15 protein-coding genes and 1 pseudogene are annotated in these 17075 nt (G+C 33.8%); 5 read left to right on the top strand and 11 right to left on the bottom strand.

The genetic code is table 11. The annotated features are described in order from the left end of the window. Positions 1-24 precede the first annotated feature (24 nt). Positions 25-1137: an IS630 family transposase gene (locus tag N3Z16_RS01365; RefSeq protein ID WP_282486458.1), complete on the top strand. Its 1113-nt coding sequence runs from the start codon at positions 25-27 to the stop codon at positions 1135-1137. Here N3Z16_RS01365 and N3Z16_RS01360 read toward each other — a convergent pair. The 5 genes and pseudogenes from N3Z16_RS01360 to N3Z16_RS01340 form a co-directional block, all read right to left on the bottom strand. After that, positions 1134-1928 carry an IS630 family transposase gene (locus N3Z16_RS01360; protein ID WP_282486457.1) on the bottom strand — a complete coding sequence of 265 codons (795 nt, stop codon included), beginning with the start codon at positions 1926-1928 and terminating at the stop codon, positions 1134-1136. The two genes, N3Z16_RS01365 and N3Z16_RS01360, sit on opposite strands and share 4 nt — an antisense overlap. A gap of 37 nt (positions 1929-1965) precedes the next feature. Then, on the bottom strand, positions 1966-2802 hold the full coding sequence (locus tag N3Z16_RS01355) for a putative HlyD family type I secretion protein (RefSeq protein WP_282486456.1): 837 nt from the start codon (positions 2800-2802) through the stop codon (positions 1966-1968). Then, positions 2792-3343 (bottom strand): ATP-binding cassette domain-containing protein, encoded by a 552-nt coding sequence (locus N3Z16_RS01350; RefSeq protein WP_282486931.1) that lies wholly within the window; start codon positions 3341-3343, stop codon positions 2792-2794. The genes N3Z16_RS01355 and N3Z16_RS01350 overlap by 11 nt, the downstream gene beginning before the upstream one ends. 304 nt (positions 3344-3647) lie before the next feature. Beyond that, positions 3648-4748 (bottom strand): annotated as a pseudogene (locus tag N3Z16_RS01345) (ABC transporter transmembrane domain-containing protein); the annotation flags it as partial. 257 nt (positions 4749-5005) lie between these two features. Then, positions 5006-6709 (bottom strand): peptidase domain-containing ABC transporter, encoded by a 1704-nt coding sequence (locus tag N3Z16_RS01340; RefSeq protein WP_282486455.1) that lies wholly within the window; start codon positions 6707-6709, stop codon positions 5006-5008. 518 nt (positions 6710-7227) lie between these two features. On the opposite strand from N3Z16_RS01340, the gene dut reads away from it, so the two are divergent. Then, positions 7228-7674, top strand: a complete 447-nt coding sequence (dut, locus tag N3Z16_RS01335) for a dUTP diphosphatase (RefSeq protein WP_282486454.1) — start codon at positions 7228-7230, stop codon at positions 7672-7674. A gap of 26 nt (positions 7675-7700) precedes the next feature. Next, complete coding sequence (locus tag N3Z16_RS01330) at positions 7701-8570, top strand: phosphatase PAP2 family protein (protein WP_282486452.1); 870 nt, start codon at positions 7701-7703, stop codon at positions 8568-8570. A gap of 46 nt (positions 8571-8616) precedes the next feature. On the opposite strand, the gene N3Z16_RS01325 is transcribed toward N3Z16_RS01330, so the two are convergent. The 6 genes from N3Z16_RS01325 to dcd all read right to left on the bottom strand — a co-directional run bounded on the left by N3Z16_RS01325 (position 8617) and on the right by dcd (position 13945). Next, positions 8617-9396 carry a hypothetical protein gene (locus tag N3Z16_RS01325; protein ID WP_282486450.1) on the bottom strand — a complete coding sequence of 260 codons (780 nt, stop codon included), beginning with the start codon at positions 9394-9396 and terminating at the stop codon, positions 8617-8619. A gap of 134 nt (positions 9397-9530) precedes the next feature. Then, positions 9531-10496, bottom strand: a complete 966-nt coding sequence (gene mltG, locus N3Z16_RS01320) for an endolytic transglycosylase MltG (RefSeq protein WP_282486449.1) — start codon at positions 10494-10496, stop codon at positions 9531-9533. Between the two features lie 132 nt (positions 10497-10628). Beyond that, positions 10629-11366 (bottom strand): response regulator transcription factor CtrA, encoded by a 738-nt coding sequence (ctrA, locus tag N3Z16_RS01315; RefSeq protein WP_282486448.1) that lies wholly within the window; start codon positions 11364-11366, stop codon positions 10629-10631. 117 nt (positions 11367-11483) lie between these two features. Continuing rightward, positions 11484-12719, bottom strand: coding sequence for a porin family protein (locus tag N3Z16_RS01310; protein ID WP_282486447.1), 1236 nt, complete (start codon positions 12717-12719; stop codon positions 11484-11486). 160 nt (positions 12720-12879) lie between these two features. Further along, complete coding sequence (gene secB, locus N3Z16_RS01305) at positions 12880-13332, bottom strand: protein-export chaperone SecB (protein WP_223939082.1); 453 nt, start codon at positions 13330-13332, stop codon at positions 12880-12882. Positions 13333-13378: 46 nt separating this feature from the next. Next, complete coding sequence (gene dcd / locus N3Z16_RS01300; protein WP_223939083.1) at positions 13379-13945, bottom strand: dCTP deaminase; 567 nt, start codon at positions 13943-13945, stop codon at positions 13379-13381. 385 nt (positions 13946-14330) lie between these two features. Here dcd and N3Z16_RS01295 point away from each other — a divergent pair, with 385 nt between their 5' ends. Beyond that, on the top strand, positions 14331-15710 hold the full coding sequence (locus N3Z16_RS01295) for a porin (protein ID WP_282486446.1): 1380 nt from the start codon (positions 14331-14333) through the stop codon (positions 15708-15710). Between the two features lie 512 nt (positions 15711-16222). Further along, entirely contained in the window at positions 16223-16993 is a 771-nt protein-coding gene (locus tag N3Z16_RS01290; protein ID WP_282486445.1) for an outer membrane protein, read from the top strand. Positions 16994-17075: the final 82 nt, after the last annotated feature.

Raw genomic sequence — 17075 nt, 5'->3', positions numbered from 1 at the left:
TGTACTTTTTTGCTATGATGAACCTTGAGATTATTAACCCACCAATTAAATACCCGACATAACTATTGCCAAGAAGGAAGGAATTTGTATAATGCAATAATGTCAAAAAGTGAAGATTTTAGGAAATTATCAATAAGCGCACAAGCGTCGATGAGAAAGATTGCTCTAAAACTAGTAAAAAGAGGAGAGAGTCAATCGTCGGTAGGTGAATTAATAGGAGTGAGTCGCCAGACAGTAAATGAATGGGTAAGGAGGGAAAAGAGAGGCGACAAGTACGCAATTAGTGGGAAGTTAAGAGGTAGAAAGATAGGAGAGAAAAGGCTTATAACCGAAGATCAAAGTAAAATAATACAAGGGTACGTAAATATCTCTAGACCAGAAGATCACAATATCAAATCAGCATTATGGTCAAGAAAATCAGTTAATGCACTCATCAAAAAACATTGTGGATTTTTTCTTCCCCTAAGTACAATAGGCGAATATTTAAGAAGATGGGGGTATACTGCACAAAAGCCAAAGAAGTTAGCATATGAGCAGCAACCCAAAAGGGTTCAATTTTGGTTAGATGAAGAATATCCGTCAATAGCCAAGCAAGCAGAATATGAAAAGGCAGAAATACATTGGTGCGACGAAGTAGGGATAAAACAAGAGTGTCAGGTATTACAAAGCTATTCTTTAAAAGGAAAAACCCCTGTTGTGATTCATAAATCGAAGAGATTTAGTATAAACATGATATCCACTGTTACAAATAACGGTAAGCTAAGGTTTATGCTGTACGAAGAGACACTAAAAACAAATGTATTTATAGAATTTTTACGGAGGTTGGTAAAATACTCCAAGAAAAAAATCTTCTTAATCCTAGATAATCTCAAGGTTCATCATAGCAAAAAAGTACAAATATGGACTCGGAAACATAAAAAGAAAATTTCTTTATTTTTTCTGCCTCCGTATACTCCGCAACATAATCCGGATGAATATTTAAACAACGATTTAAAAAGAAATGTAAATAGGAAACATATACCTCTTACAAAATCTGAACTCCAAGGGAATTTAAAATCTTACCTAAGGACTCTGCAAAATAACCCAGAACATATCAAAAGATTATTTCAGGCGAAAGAAGTAAAATATGCCGCCTAAGTCGGGTATTTAATTGGTGGGTTAATATCTAGGATTAAGAAGATTTTTTTCTTGGAGTATTTTACCAACCTCCGTAAAAATTCTATAAATACATTTGTTTTTAGTGTCTCTTCGTACAGCATAAACCTTAGCTTACCGTTATTTGTAACAGTGGATATCATGTTTATACTAAATCTCTTCGATTTATGAATCACAACAGGGGTTTTTCCTTTTAAAGAATAGCTTTGTAATACCTGACACTCTTGTTTTATCCCTACTTCGTCGCACCAATGTATTTCTGCCTTTTCATATTCTGCTTGCTTGGCTATTGACGGATATTCTTCATCTAACCAAAATTGAACCCTTTTGGGTTGCTGCTCATATGCTAACTTCTTTGGCTTTTGTGCAGTATACCCCCATCTTCTTAAATATTCGCCTATTGTACTTAGGGGAAGAAAAAATCCACAATGTTTTTTGATGAGTGCATTAACTGATTTTCTTGACCATAATGCTGATTTGATATTGTGATCTTCTGGTCTAGAGATATTTACGTACCCTTGTATTATTTTACTTTGATCTTCGGTTATAAGCCTTTTCTCTCCTATCTTTCTACCTCTTAACTTCCCACTAATTGCGTACTTGTCGCCTCTCTTTTCCCTCCTTACCCATTCATTTACTGTCTGGCGACTCACTCCTATTAATTCACCTACCGACGATTGACTCTCTCCTCTTTTTACTAGTTTTAGAGCAATCTTTCTCATCGACGCTTGTGCGCTTATTGATAATTTCCTAAAATCTTCACTTTTTGACATTATTGCATTATACAAATTCCTTCCTTCTTGGCAATAGTTATGTCGGGTATTTAATTGGTGGGTTAATATCTAGGAAATTAAATTTGCTCAAGCGCCCTTTATCTGCAAGTTGTTTTTTTAAATCGCGTTCTTCAGAAACTAATTTAATATTTTCTGCTAATGTCTTATATTTTTCTTCCAAGCTTTTAAGGGATTCTTTTTTTTGATCAATTTGTTCCTCAATAACTTTTCTCTCGCTTTCTTTAGCCTTTATCATACTTTCAAAAGCTTTTAACTGTTCATCTTCCATTTGCTTGTTTCTATCTTCCGGAGGTATTCCATTAAAAGTCGGGGTAGTTTTGCTAATAAAAGACTTAAGCCTTAGGGCCTGATATTGAAGTGATAATTTCTTTGCTTTAAGACTTGCTAGATCTTTCTTAAGCCCTGATCCATCCAATCTAATTAATATTTGGCCTTTTTCAACTAATTCCCCTTCCGCAACATTAATTTCACTTACTATCCCGCCTTCGAGATGCTGTATAACCTGTATATGCTTGCTTGGTAAAACTTCTCCTTCCGTAACTGCTATTTCATTGACATAAGTAAGAGCAGACCAAATTACTAACACAATAATAATCGTACTTATAATCATTAAAGTGGTGCGTACTACATGAGGTGCAACGGTTTCTTCAATTAAAGCTGTTTGGGATAAATATCTTAGTTGATCGATTTTAGCATGGGAATTTATTTTAGGGCGAAGAATCCAGAATACTTTTTTTAGGGTAATTAAAAAGTTTTTGTATATTCCATCTGCTAATTTACTTTTTTTCTCCTCAGTGTCCATTTTTTTAGAAAAAAAATCGAATATTTTGCCTAACATCATTTTATATTCCATATTGATTGATAAATTTAGCCGTATCCATAATAGCTGGCCTGATTCCAGGAGTTAATACAATTACCCTATCTGCTATTTTTATGAAATCGTCTCTTTGGCTAACAAAGAATACTGTTTTCTTGCCTTTAGCATCCTGTATTATTTTTTTGTATGCCAAACCGACATCTTCATTTAGTGAAGCATTAGGCAGTTCATCAAGCAAGAGTATATTACTTTTTTTTAAGATCGCTCTGGCCAAATTTAGGGTATAAGTGTAACTCGTGGGGATAGGTGCATTATTACCGTAAATAACAGTTTCTATACCTTTTTCCAGATTTTTGAGCTCCTCAAGGCCTGTTGCCTTTTCCAAAGAATCCATAATGTCCTTATCAGTAGCCAAAGGATTAGCAAATAATAGATTTTCCTTGATAGTTCCTTCAAAAAAATTGGGGACTTGAGGAAGGTAACATATATAATTCCTTAGTTCTATAGGGTCCAGCTGCCTTATATTGACCCCATCGATCCTTATCGTTCCGGTTTGGGGTTGGTATAAGCCATTGATTAATTTTAAAAGAGAGCTTTTGCCAGATCCGTTTTCCCGTAATTGCGATGATTTCTCCTGGTTTTACGTCAATATCGAGGCCAACAAATATAGGTTCTACATCTATTGTATAACGAAGACCGATATTGGTAAGTTTTATCGCCCCGCTAAGATTTTCAATTGGCCTTTTTATTATAGTTGGACGGTGTTCTACCTCTATTTCAACTAATCTATTAATCTGCTCAATACTGTTTTTAAGTTGTTCAATTCTAGGTAACATAGAGCAAAGGGTTTGCAGAGGGCCAAGAATTCTCCATATTAACATCATCGTCGCAACTAATGCACCCATAGTAAGAGTATTATTCCAGATAGAATGAATACCGAAACTAACCACCGCAACGCCGGATAGTATTGATATGGAATGCGCAGCAGTTTCGATTGTTGAAGATATCATATTCGATTTAAAACTGGTAGTTGCAGAATAACTTAGCTTATCTTTATAACGTAACAACCAGTTTCTGGACATTCCGTTTTGATGCAGGGAATGCATTTTTATAAATGTTTCCATACCAAATTGCTGTCTGTTAGAACTTGCTCGCGCTGCTGTTCTTGTAGCTAATCTTATCTTTGATTGATAATATGCAAGCAGCATGGTAAATAAAATAACGACAACTATTGGAATATATACTAATGGGCCAGCGACAAGCCATATAGCAGTTAATAATATAACTGTAAAAGGTAACTCAACCATTACAGTAAATAAAGGTCCGGTAAAAAATTTCCTTACCGATTCAAAGGTTTTAATTCTGGAAAGTTGTGATGAAATTGAGGCACTTTCAGTATAAGCTGCCTTCATAAGCAGTAATTTTTCAAAAATCGTATTACTTACTATATTATCGAGCCTGACTCCAAGCCAGACTACTAGTCTTAATCTGATTACTCTAAGGATTGCTTCAGCACCGATTGCGATTCCTACTCCCACTACTAACTGTATTAAGGTATCAGTTGATCCTGAACCTATTACAGTATTGTATATCGACATAATAAAAAACGGCATGGCCAAGGACAAAAGGTTTATAATCACGCTAGTTAAAACAATTTCATTAATAATTGGCCGAAACCTCCCAAAAATGATCCGAAACCAGGTTAAACCCGCTGATTTTTTAGTTTGGTTGTCTTCTTCTATCTTTTCCGGATTATTTTTTTCAAAAAAATAAGCATCTCCAAGGAACTCTTTTTTAGCTTTAAACTCTACAATTTGATTTTTTTTGGCATGGAAGGCTGAAAAATTACCTTCTTTTTTAGTTAAAATTACAAGGGGGGAAGCATTTAACTTATGAGGTATATAAAGGCATGGAAGTAGCCTTTCATCAATGTCATTGATATTGATTACCGTATTATGACTGGTAAAACCCAGGTTAGCCATAGTATTTACAATATCAAGCAAATCTATGTCCCTATCCCTTACATATGGTAATGAATCAAAGAGATTTTTTGCGTTTCCGTCCCATTTTAACGAAGAAAGTAGCATAGCTAGCGAACTTGCAAAAAGGTGGCTATCCTCAGATAAATTAGGAATTAAATTATGCATCTCAAATAATGCCATTAATTCATCAATTTTATCAGTATCAATAAAATTTAATTTCCCATCTTCTGCTAGATCTGCAAGAGGAATACTACTTTTCATATTTTTAATTCTTTATAAGGTTTTAAATCATAAACTCTACTATCTTTTGAGTTTATTGCAGTTAATTTTCCATCTTTTAAAAGGTATTCCCTATCAACAAGCAAATTTATATTGTGATCTTCTGTCACTATAATTGTAGTAGTTTGGTTATTAATTAAATGGAGGAATTTAATTAATAAATTATAACCTTCCCTATCTAAACCTCTATCTGCATTGTGAAATAATATTATCTTGGGCTTGTGGATTAAAGCTCTTGCAATAGCTACCCTTTGTTTTATTCCAGGGGCAATAATATCAGCAATTCCATCAGTAACTTTTGTATCATATCCTTTAGGCAGCAGGGCAATTTCTTTGTCTAGATTAAGCATTTTAGCTATTTCTAGTGCTTTATGTTCCATAGTTTCATCGAAGGCCGTGAGGTTTTCTAAAATCGTTCCTTGAAAAATGACATTATTGGAAGAGATATATCCGATGTATTTAACTAATTCTTCAGAATGATAATCACTAGGAGGAATACCATTTATGAATATCCTCCCGTCAGTTGGTTTTAAAATACCAGCAATTAAACGCATTAACGTTGCTTTTCCTGCATTATTATCCCCTCTAATACCGATAGTATCCGGAATTTTTAGATCTAAATTGATATTTTCGAATACTAATTTTTCTCCATAGCCAAAAGATACGTTCTCCAATTTTACAGTACCGATTTCTTTATATTCTTTAGGATCTATTTTTCGACGTTCTATCTGTTCAATTGCAAACATTTTTTCAGCCTGATTATTGGCTATTCTGTATTCTTGGAACTGTGTCCAAAGAAATAAAGTTTTTTGTATTGGTTGCATTAATCTCCCCGCAAGTAATACAGTTGCTACTAAGGCGCCACTGGTAAAATCTCCGTTAATTACCATAGGAGCTCCAAAAGCTACTACTGATACAACCATTAATTCGTTAAATAATATACCAAAAGTATAACCTTCTGTACTTATTAAGGCAGTTTTATAATTATGAAGGCTAGACTCTTCTTCAAGCCTCGCATAACGCCTTGTAAAAATTGCTTCAAGGCCAAAAGATTTTATAGTATGGATACCTTGCAAAGCTTCAACAATAAAATTATATCTTCTATCATCCACACCTCCCTGGTTTAGCAGAGCCTGCTTTAATTTATTACCTATGAGCCAGGTAACGACCGTAAATGTAGCAATTAGTGCTATTGGTACTATTACGAGTTTGCCGGTTAAATACGAAATCAAAACCAGGAAAGTAAAGGCAAAAGGTATGTCAACTATGTTAATTAGTGTTTGGCCGCTATAAAAATCCCGTAGTTTAGAAAAGGCATTAAGATTCTGTATTTGCTGGCCAGCTCCTTCTTTCTTTAGTTTGATCGGATTAGCATTAATATATAATCGCATGGCGTTTGCAGCCATAGTATATTCATACATCATACCGGCCCAACTTGTAGTGTAAGCCCTTGCTATTCGCAGTATTCCTTCTAGAATAATTGCTAGTGATACACCAATAGCTAGAACCGTTAATGTACCTACACTATGATTAATCATTATACGATCGTAAACTTGTAACACCATTATCGGTAATGCTAGAGAAAGCAGATTAATAGCTAAACTTGAAAGAACAATTTCGAACTTATTAAGCCGAAATTTACAAATAGGATCGTTAAGGTTAAATTTGTCTATGAGGTTCATAATTATACCGCTAAATTATAGCATGCTATATATTATGAATATAATTTCTTAAAGAATAGTACAATTATTAATTGCGCTGTTCGAGTAATAAGAAAACTAGTACTGATGTTTATTAGTTACTTAAGCACTTCAAGTTAATAGAGATATAAAAAAAAGAATCATATAATCTAGGTTATTAAATCCGAGGTGAAGTATGCAGGTAAAGAAAATGATGATTGAGCTTAAAGTGGTGTAAGTTTTATATTATGAAGAGTAGTTAGCTTTTTGAAAGCGATGTACTAGAAAAGATGAGGCAGTAAGAAATATATCATTTGTTTTGTATAGACGATATGTTTTTTAAATTGAAATGAATTTGTTTTAAGACTTTTTTCTAAAATTTCACACAACACTTTTTTACGCCCGTAATTGATCTGATTGTGCCGGAGAAATTGACAGATATGTAAACTTAAGCTACTATTCTATTAGAAAAACGCATAAGTCCAGCTCCTATCATAATTTTTTATTAATTAGTAATATTCATGAAACTTTCTGTTAAAATTACCAAACTCCAACATGCAAAAGATCTCTCTCTTCCGGCTTATGCCACTTCTCAAAGTGCAGGTATGGATCTACTTGCAGCTATCTTTGAGCCGACTGTCGTCAAGGCAGGCGAAATAGCAATTATACCGACGGGGATTGCTATCGCATTACCTGAAGGGTTTGAAGCACAAATAAGACCACGATCTGGGCTAGCTGCAAAATTCGGGATTACAGTACTAAATACCCCCGGAACAATAGACGCTGATTATCGCGGAGAAATTAAGGTGATTTTGATAAATCATAGCTCTAGTGACTTTGTTATTGAACGGGGAATGCGAATTGCACAAATGGTAGTTGCTAGATATGAGCATATTATTTTAGAGGAAGTACAATCGTTAGAGGATACATCGCGAGGTGCTAAAGGCTTTGGCTCTACTGGCCATTGATATTAACTAGCTTTGTAAAATTTATGATGACTTTACAGGACACCATAATCTCATTCCGTAATCCTGAACTTACTTTTCTTTTTAAAATATTTCCATTTTTTGCCAGTGAACCTTTTTATATTGGAGTAATAGCCCTTGGATATTGGCTTGCGCTTAATGCTTCTGTTTTTTGGAGGCTGGGGTTTTTAATCCCTTTTTCTACGGTAGTAAATGGAATACTTAAAAATGTATTTTTACTAGAGAGGCCTGATACCTCATTACATTTGGTACATGTCATCGATAAGTCTTTGGGTTTTCCAAGTGGAGATGTACATGTAGCAACTGTACTGTGGGGATTGCTTTTATATTATTTTCAATCACGAGCTTTACGCTTTTTAGGGGTATTAATTATATTGTGTATAATGATATCCAGAGTATATTTAGGAGTTCATACAGTTGATCAGGTCTTTGGAGGCCTGTTTTTTGGTATTGTTACTGTTTTTGTAGCTATTAGTTCTCAAGGAGAAAAGTTATTTCAGGAGTGGCAAACTGGGAAAACGATAACTTACTGGTTACTGTGTAGTTTTGTTTTTATATTGTATATTTTAGTATCTACAGAAGTACAGCCTCTGATAATTAGTCTTGGCGGGATACTTATTAGTTATGGACTTTCCATTTCTTATGCTAAAAACTATACAAATTCCAAGATGCGTTGTAACTTAATGTCTGCTGTTTTAGGAGTATTTTCTTTGTTGATAGTTAATAAAACTTTCCCAAAAATTCATTTTGAACAGGTAGCCTTAGTTGATGGGATTTTTCTAATTAAATATACAATTATAGGCTTAATTATATTTTCTTTTATACCTGTTATCTCCTTAAAAAATAAAATGCTTTCACGCTTAATTAAGCAGGCCTAGACTTTCCTGCCTAATTTTGTTAAAAGTCTTAATTAAGGAGCTATAACTACCTTTCCATTCCACCGCTGGTTCTATTAGCTGCTCTTTTTTCGACAAGAGCTTCAACTTTAGTAGGTTTATTACCTTTTCCTACCGTACTTACTGCATCCATAGCGCTTGCTAAAACTTTTTCCCTACTAGTTATCTTTTCTAAATTTTCTGGTTTAATCTGTTTCATGCAAAACTTGCTTATTGATTCTAAGCCAAGGCTTTCACAAAACTTACCAACGCCAAACATTAACTTCTCAGTCATATCCAATTTAAGAGGTAGAGTTTGGTGGTCATTAATGGTTTTGATAGTTTGCTGTATAGCTTCATCAAATTTAGAAGGACCATCAATAGTTTTCTCAGTTTGTATCTTTTTCTTACCTCCACTAAACAATGCCCTCAAACCAGTTTGTTCTACTTCGGTCTCTTCTTTGATAACAATTTTTGAAGGTTTTGTAAAATTTGCGGCTTCTTCAGGAGTAATGTAGTTTTGTTGCTGTAATTTTCCTAAAACATCGGTATAAAATTGCCTAATTTCGGCTTCAGTAACTATTTGGCCATTGAGATGAGAAGCTACAAAAGTGTCAATCATCGGTACTAGTTCTGCTTTTGCATATTCAGCATGCCTTAATTCTTCTGCTTTTTCTCTAAAATCAGCCGCCATTCCAGCAAGCCCTTTTTCTTGTTTTTTACCTACTTTTGGGACATCTTTTCCGCTAACCTGTTCATTGAGTTTTGCAGCAGTTTCTGCAAACCCCTGCGACGCTTCTACAAGCCCGTCAACACCTTTTTTTGACATAATTACCTCTTAATTGAAACTCTCTAACCGTAAGTGTATTATTAATAGTTACATAAAACAATATAAACTAAGTTAACTAGTATAATTATATCTTCTAGCTATTGTAATTTTTTTATTGTCTATTAACAGCCTAGTTATTTAGAAGAGGAGGACTTGAGGTTTGCTTTATGCTGATTGTGTTGATCAAATGTTTTAGAAAAATGATGGCCACCGTTGCCATTTACGACAAAATATAAAGAATCTATTAGAGCGGGATTAACAGCTGCTTCTAAGGATTTTTTCCCAGGACAGGAGATTGCCCCAGGCGGTAATCCTAATTTTTGGTAAGTATTGTAAGGCGAACTTACTTTTAAATCAGTTTTAGTAAGTGGTCTTGTTAGTCTGTATTTGCCTTCTGTTAACGCATAGGCTACAGTAGGACATGCTTGTAGCTTCATATTTTTTTTTAACCTATTAATAAATACAGCAGCGATTTTTGACCTTTCCTCGTCATTACTAGTTTCTTTTTCAATTATTGAGGCTAATATCAAAACATCTTTACGAGTTTTTAAAGGAAAATTCGCTGGAAGTTTTTGCATTACTTCATCTAACGTTAATGACATTTCTAGTCGCATTTGATCAATAATATTGTCTCTTTTATCGCCATAAGAATAAAAATAAGTTGAAGGCATCAAATATCCTTCCGGAATTGGTGTTGATATTGTTCCATTCAGCAGTGGTTCTTTATTAATTTTATCAATGATTTCGTTTACTGTGGACCCTTCTGAGATAACTAAACGATGAATTATTGATTTACCGGTTGCTAATTTTCTTATCACTTGTAATGGGGATATTCCATAAGTAAAATCATATTCACCGCTTTTTAGCGGTCTAAATAATGAATATAGTTTGCTTATGGTAGAGAAAAATGCGGGATTTTTGATTACACCAGATTCAGCAAGTAGACTACTTATTTCGCTTGTAGATAATCCTGGACGTACTAGAACAATGGTTTTGTCATTTAAAGGCCCAGGAGTATGTAAGTAATTGCTAAAAATATTAGTGAAGGTGATGAATACCAGAATAACAAAAATAATAGAATATAATGCTTTTCTTAACAATTTTGTGAACACCATTTTATATATTTAATAAACAATAGTTATTATTTAGTAAATTATTTACTGCTCCTTATTAGGCAAATAGGTTCACAAAATATATGTCTTAAGTCTTAAAATGTATTATATATTCTAAACTTACGCTTTCTGGCCCTGTTCAATCTCCAGAGACTCTTCAAGGAGATTTTTGTTTTCGTTGCTTTCATTGTCCTTTAGCATATAACCACGTCCCCATACAGTTTCAATATAGTTAACGCCACCAGAAGCATCAGCTAGCTTTTTACGTAATTTACAAACAAAAACATCAATAATTTTAATTTCAGGTTCGTCCATACTACTGTATAAGTGGTTTAAGAACATTTCTTTTGTCAGAACAGACCCTTTGCGCATCGCTAAAAGCTCTAAAATGGCATATTCCTTGTTGGTTAAATGGACTTGTATTCCGTTAACTTCCACATTTCGTGTATCAAGATTTATTGCTACTTTATCAAATCTAACAACAGATTCGGAATGTCCTTTAGAACGACGGACAATTGCATGGATTCTTGCAATTAACTCATCTTTATTAAATGGTTTAGTTAAGTAATCGTCTGCTCCAAATCCTAAACCTCTGACCTTTTGATCGACGGAGGATAATCCAGATAAAATTAGTATAGGAGTTCTAACTTTTGCTGACCGAAGCCTTAGTAAGACCTGGTAACCGTCAATATCTGGTAACATCAAATCAAGTAGGATTATGTCGTAATCATATATTCTTCCTATTTCTACACCTTCTTCTCCAACTTCAGCGGTATCGCAAATTATCCCTTCGGCTGCTAATGCTAATTCAATCGACCTTGCAGTTGAACTATCATCTTCTATAAGTAGTACCCTCATTGTTATTATCTCCTTAACATAATTTTACTTTCTTTAATAATCTCATTATATTAATTAAAAATCAATATTTTTTTACAACTTTATTAACTTTTTAATTTCTCTTTAGTACATAATCATTTAAAAGCTGATTTTCGCTCCTAAAAATGTCAACATTCCATGGTTTTTATTAGACTTAACTGTATTGCTACTTGCATCCATGTATTTACCGTTTGCTTGATAAAAGTTTGTCTGAAGATAAGCTTTAAGTCCTCGTGCAATTTCATAATCCATACCCAACGAAGTGGCATTTAGGTTGCTTTTTTTGTGGCTACTGCGAAATTGATTTATGCTGAAAGCATACTTTCCCAAAGTGTATTTAGCACCGTAACCGTAAACGTAACTATCCCTGCTAATTACGTCTACTTCTTTTGCTGTTAAACTTTTATTATAATTTCCATATGCGGCGGAAAAGCTAATTTTTTCGTATGTTAAAATTCCACCAATGACGTAGGTGTTTAAATCTTTGAATTTAATACTGGATTTGGTATTATCAGCTTTGTTAAAGGCGTGGGTTTTCCCGTGTTCTCCTACAACAGAAAGCTTTGCCTCCAGTTTATCATGAAATTTGCCACTGTATGTAATGCCGTAAGAAATACCATCCTTAATAACAAATTTGTATTTTGGCGAAACAACAGGAGGGTTTTGTTTATCAACATTTATATCATCGTGTCCCATGTTTGAAGAATCGGGTATATAGGAAATACCTAATTGAATGTGATGTTTTTCTGCCAACGCCATTTTAGGAGTAAAATAAGTAACCTTCCTTGAGTAATCTGACCTTAAGCTTGTTCTAGTTTTTGAATCCAGAAAACTACAAAAATTGGTGATGTATGGAATCAGTTTTTCTGAAGGTTTGGCAGGGTTGCTAGGAGAAGCTATAACTCTTGAATTCCAACCATTACCAGGGCCACAAGATGCGCTATAACCGTTTATTCTCATTTTTTTTCCTGCACTTGATTCTGCTCCGCCTTCCACTCTCCCAAGCTCAGATTCTATATATAAGAAAAAAGGTACAGCTCGATCATTTACTGAGGTATGTTCAAGGCTTATTTTTGCTCCGTACAAATTGTCGTTTTCGGCTATAAGCTGATAGTCTACGAATATATTTCCAGATGTATAGAAACCAAATTCTTTATTGCGTGTAGAGACCACTCTTTGATTGGTATCGCCGTTACTTTTGTAATGAATAGCTTGAAAATCGTAAATTCCTCCCATTTTCACCTTGTTTTCTGCGGCTAATGAAGCGTTGGCCGACCAAAAAATCAAAATGCTTTGTACTAAAAAGGCTTTTGTTAATTTCTTTTTTATATTCATATAGATAACGGTAATAATAGTTAAAATTTTCTAGGTATATGTTTTATTTAAAAAAGGCAAAATTTCTTTAACATCTAAACTACTAAAAGTTGCTTTTCGATATAAATTACAACTAAAGATAAATTTTGTCAAAGAGGCTTTTGTATTAAATCAAATATTTTTATGATATATTTTTTTCATTGAGTTTTTTACTATATAAAGCTCCAAAATCTATTGGGTCAATCATTAATGGTTGAAAACCACCATCCTGTGTTACATCTGCAAGAATTTTACGGGCAAATGGAAATATTATTGCGGGACAATGAACGGCAAGAAGCATTTGAATTTGTTCTTCAGGAACATTAACCAAATGGAATATACCGGCATATTTTAAATCAACTATAAAGAGAGTTTTATCCGCACTTGTTGCTTTTGCGCTAATAATTATTTCAACCTCAAAATATTCATCTTCAGGCATTCTTTGGATATTGAGATCCAATGCGAGGTCTATATGTGGTGGGTTACCTGTATTAACAAGAGAAGCAGGAGCTCCCGGGTTTTCGAAAGATAGATCTTTGGTATATTGAGCATTTACTGAGATGTGAGGTGTTTTGGTTTCTTCTGTGGAATTCATTTTGTTTCCTTTGTTGTTTAATTTAACTTAACTTTTGGTTAGTACTTCATGTGCGGGGTAAAGTAACGCCTTTTTGGCCCATATACTTACCAGCACGGTCAGAATATGATATTTCGCATGGTTCGTTCCCAGAAAAAAATAAAAACTGGCAGGCACCTTCATCTGCGTAAATTTTGGCAGGCAAGGGAGTTGTATTTGAAAATTCAAGAGTAACAAAGCCTTCCCATCCTGGTTCAAGTGGAGTGACATTTACTATGATACCGCACCGTGCATAAGTCGATTTCCCAACACACACTACTAAAACGTCTTTGGGGATTTTAAAATATTCAACTGTTCTCCCTAAGGCGAAGCTGTTTGGCGGAATGATACAAACATCAGTTTCTTTGCTAACCAAGCTTTGGCTATCAAAATTTTTGGGGTCAACAATAGTAGTGTTAATATTGGTAAATATTTTAAATTCATTGGACACTCTTGCATCATAACCATAAGAGGAAACTCCGTACGATATGATTTTTTTTTCTCCGATTTCTCTTACTTGAGAGTTAATAAATGGTGATATCATACCGTCTCTTACGGCTTTTTCCTGTATCCATTTATCTGACATTATTGGCATAAACTATAACCTTATTTTCTAATGAGACGATCCTTTAATTGTTTGGTTTTAGTTAACAAATATATATCTGTCTATAAAAATTTCTTGATTAATGCGAGTTATAATTTATCATTAACGCAGGTTTTTCCTATGAAGAAATTAATTCAGTGACAATTATAACACTAGTTTGTTTTTTTTGGCTAGTCCTAAGATGTTTTTTTGGGTATTGGTTATTGATTATGTCAGCTGTTTTATGCTAAATTATCATGGTGTTTTAGTTGAACCTCTGGTTTTATGTCTAAGAGTTAAGATAATCTTTAAGTGCTAACTTAAGTTTTCTTATATGTGCCAGAATAAAGGGCTACAAAGGTTTAATAATCTAGCAGTAAAAATTAGGTAGTTAGTTATGAAAATTAATATAAAAAAATTAAACAAAGTTATGTTGATAGCTTCTGTTTTATTTGGTTTTTCCAAGATGTCGCTTGCAGGCGATGTAGAATCAGGTAGTATGCCTGTTACATCTGATTTAAAGGTAAAATTGTCCGGTTATGGACATTTTCAGGGCGGTTATAGGAATCAGAACCATCTTGCAGGGAACGATAAAAATGTGTCTGCCAATAGAAAGTCTTTTGCCTTTTTTAACGATGCTGCGTTATTTACTGATATATCAAACCAAGTAAATGATATTACTTATGGTGGAAAAATAGTTCTAGTACCGACAGCAAAAAGAAAAGGCTCTGCCACTTATAACGGCTCTCATATCTACCTGGATAGTAGTTATGGGCGAGTAGAAGCTGGCTCTCCAATGGATGCTGCTAGCAATATGCTTATTGATAGTAGTGCAATTGCTTCGGCTACTGGCGGTGATTGGGATAGATATGCGAAGTTCGATTCTACTGATTTAAAACAGGGATATGATTTTGGTCCATCTTTTGCAACATTCGGTGAGTTTTTCCTAGATAATAAGCTAGTTAGTGCTGTTGAAACCCGCTCTTATAGTAACGAGCCGGGTAGAAGGGTATCATACTATACGCCAAAATTCGAGTTTGGCCAGGGGGCAAAGATACAAATGGGTATTTCCTATACTCCTGATTCTTCCAATACCGGTGCTGATGATCCGACTAAAAATTCAACAAGAGTTGACATAAGAAAGATAGGCAGAAATGGTGTAGCTACTAATGAGTACTTTAAGCTTGATACATCCGTAAAAGATGCGATTTCAGGAGGTGTGGTTTTAGAGCAGAATATATCAGATGGAGTTGACTTAAAGTTAGCTTTAACCGGTGAATATGGTAAAGCTTCTAAAATAGAGAAGTTTCGTAATAATGATTTAAGTAATTCTGATCCCAAAAAGGCTGATCCTGATAAACAAGAACCTATAACTTTGAATAATAAAAAATTAAAAGATTTAAGAACCTATAATATAGGGGCTATTCTAAATGCTGGGAATTTTTCTTATGCAGCTTCTTTTGGATCTTTAGGTAAAAGCTTAACTAGTCCTGAATTCCATAGAACAGGTAGAGAAACTACTTATTATACTGGTGGGGTAGCCTATAAACAAGGGCCGTTTACTACCAGCTTAACATACTTCCGTTCAGACCAGTATAAAAATACTGTAGATTGTGTCACTATTGGTACTGACTATAAACTTGCTCCTGGATTTAAACCTTATGCTGAGATCTCTGGCTTTAGTTTAAAAGGAAAACCTGAATATGATAACGGTAATCTTAAGAAAAAGAAAACGCGTGGAACTGTAGCTTTAATAGGTGCTAAGTTAAGTCTGTAATTTCCTAGTATTCTGCAAATCCAAGAATCAAAAATAAGCCAAGTAGCAAACCTGGCTTATTTTTTTATTTAAAAACGCATAATCTATAACAGATATAGAGGTGTAGAATCTTTTGTGATAAAAATGGATACTAGCTTAAAATGGTTGACTAGGTTAGTATATTTTCCTATCCGAACATAATGATATTTATTATATATAACTTAAGTGGATACTCTTACCTTTTGCCTATTATTATCTTGCTTACCAGGTTATTACGCCGTATTTGAAATACCGCTAGTTTATGTGATTTTTGAACATATGCGTATATTTTTACTTCTTTTTAGGTACGAGCTAAGTTAAATTATCAATATCCTATTAGTGACGTGGGTAATTGCCTATGTATTTATGTCGTTTGTAATTTCAAGTTATTACTTAACTTTCTCTTTAAGACACCTATATATTGGGGTAATTACAACGAATTTAAGAATAAAATTTTAACAATCAGAATTATTGGTTTTCTAGTTGACGGCTTAATGGAGAAATATATAATTGGCCTGGTTTTTATCTTAGAAGTGGTATTTTTTATGAAAAATATAATTTGTAGTTTTGGGTTATGTGTAACGTTTTTAAATGCTGCATATGCTGAAGATGTTTTGGATAATCATATGGATAGATATGTATATATCGGTACTGAGTTTGGGCTTTCAGATCCAATAAAAAAATCTTTTAGGCATGAAGAATCAAATACCAGAATGAGATTGAAAAAGTCACATATGTATGGTGGGAGAATAGGATATAGCTTTTATCCTAACATGATGATAGAAATTTCTGGCACTTATCAACCAAAGTATAGAATGGCGTATAGATTACCAGAAAAATTAGTGGCTGGAGTGGGTGTCCTTCCAGAAACATCCGGAATTACAAAGGTTACTTCTAATGTATTTACTGTGAATTTGATTTATGAAATGCAGAAAATGACTTCACTAAGCATTAAGCCTTATGTTATTTTTGGTGTTGGTATGGCTAAAATTTCAGTTAAACCAAACGCTGATATTCCTTACTTTAAAATAAAGAAAAATAATCAAAATTGTTTTGCATGGCAAGCGGGGTTAGGGTTTAGTAAAGATATTACCGATAAGCTGGCTATTGACTTTGGTGCAAAAATGCAGGTAGTTAATAATATTAAAGTAAAGTATCAAACTTTAAATAATACAAATTCTTTTGATGAAGCTACTCCTATTAAAAAGACTATAGGAGTAGGAGAGTTTACTATGGGGTTGACTTATAAATTTCCGCTAAGATAAAAAATAGCAATAATTAAAGGCCCTTTACTGTAAAAAGAATCTGGACTTATAAATTAAGCTAAAGAAATGGTTATATATACCT

Source organism: Candidatus Megaera polyxenophila (genome assembly GCF_029982035.1).
GTDB classification, from domain to species: Bacteria; Pseudomonadota; Alphaproteobacteria; order Rickettsiales; family Rickettsiaceae; genus Megaera; species Megaera polyxenophila.
This window is presented reverse-complemented; position numbering and strand designations above follow the sequence as displayed.

What these genes read in the sequence shown, in the direction of transcription:
- N3Z16_RS01360 (WP_282486457.1), bottom strand. Translation starts at nt 1,928, where the DNA reads ATGTCAAAAAGTGAAGATTTTAGGAAATTATCAATAAGCGCACAAGCG.
- N3Z16_RS01355 (WP_282486456.1), bottom strand. Translation starts at nt 2,802, where the DNA reads ATGGAATATAAAATGATGTTAGGCAAAATATTCGATTTTTTTTCTAAA.
- N3Z16_RS01340 (WP_282486455.1), bottom strand. Translation starts at nt 6,709, where the DNA reads ATGAACCTCATAGACAAATTTAACCTTAACGATCCTATTTGTAAATTT.
- dut (WP_282486454.1), top strand. Translation starts at nt 7,228, where the DNA reads ATGAAACTTTCTGTTAAAATTACCAAACTCCAACATGCAAAAGATCTC.
- N3Z16_RS01330 (WP_282486452.1), top strand. Translation starts at nt 7,701, where the DNA reads ATGACTTTACAGGACACCATAATCTCATTCCGTAATCCTGAACTTACT.
- N3Z16_RS01325 (WP_282486450.1), bottom strand. Translation starts at nt 9,396, where the DNA reads ATGTCAAAAAAAGGTGTTGACGGGCTTGTAGAAGCGTCGCAGGGGTTT.
- ctrA (WP_282486448.1), bottom strand. Translation starts at nt 11,366, where the DNA reads ATGAGGGTACTACTTATAGAAGATGATAGTTCAACTGCAAGGTCGATT.
- N3Z16_RS01310 (WP_282486447.1), bottom strand. Translation starts at nt 12,719, where the DNA reads ATGAATATAAAAAAGAAATTAACAAAAGCCTTTTTAGTACAAAGCATT.
- secB (WP_223939082.1), bottom strand. Translation starts at nt 13,332, where the DNA reads ATGAATTCCACAGAAGAAACCAAAACACCTCACATCTCAGTAAATGCT.
- dcd (WP_223939083.1), bottom strand. Translation starts at nt 13,945, where the DNA reads ATGCCAATAATGTCAGATAAATGGATACAGGAAAAAGCCGTAAGAGAC.
- N3Z16_RS01295 (WP_282486446.1), top strand. Translation starts at nt 14,331, where the DNA reads ATGAAAATTAATATAAAAAAATTAAACAAAGTTATGTTGATAGCTTCT.
- N3Z16_RS01290 (WP_282486445.1), top strand. Translation starts at nt 16,223, where the DNA reads ATGGAGAAATATATAATTGGCCTGGTTTTTATCTTAGAAGTGGTATTT.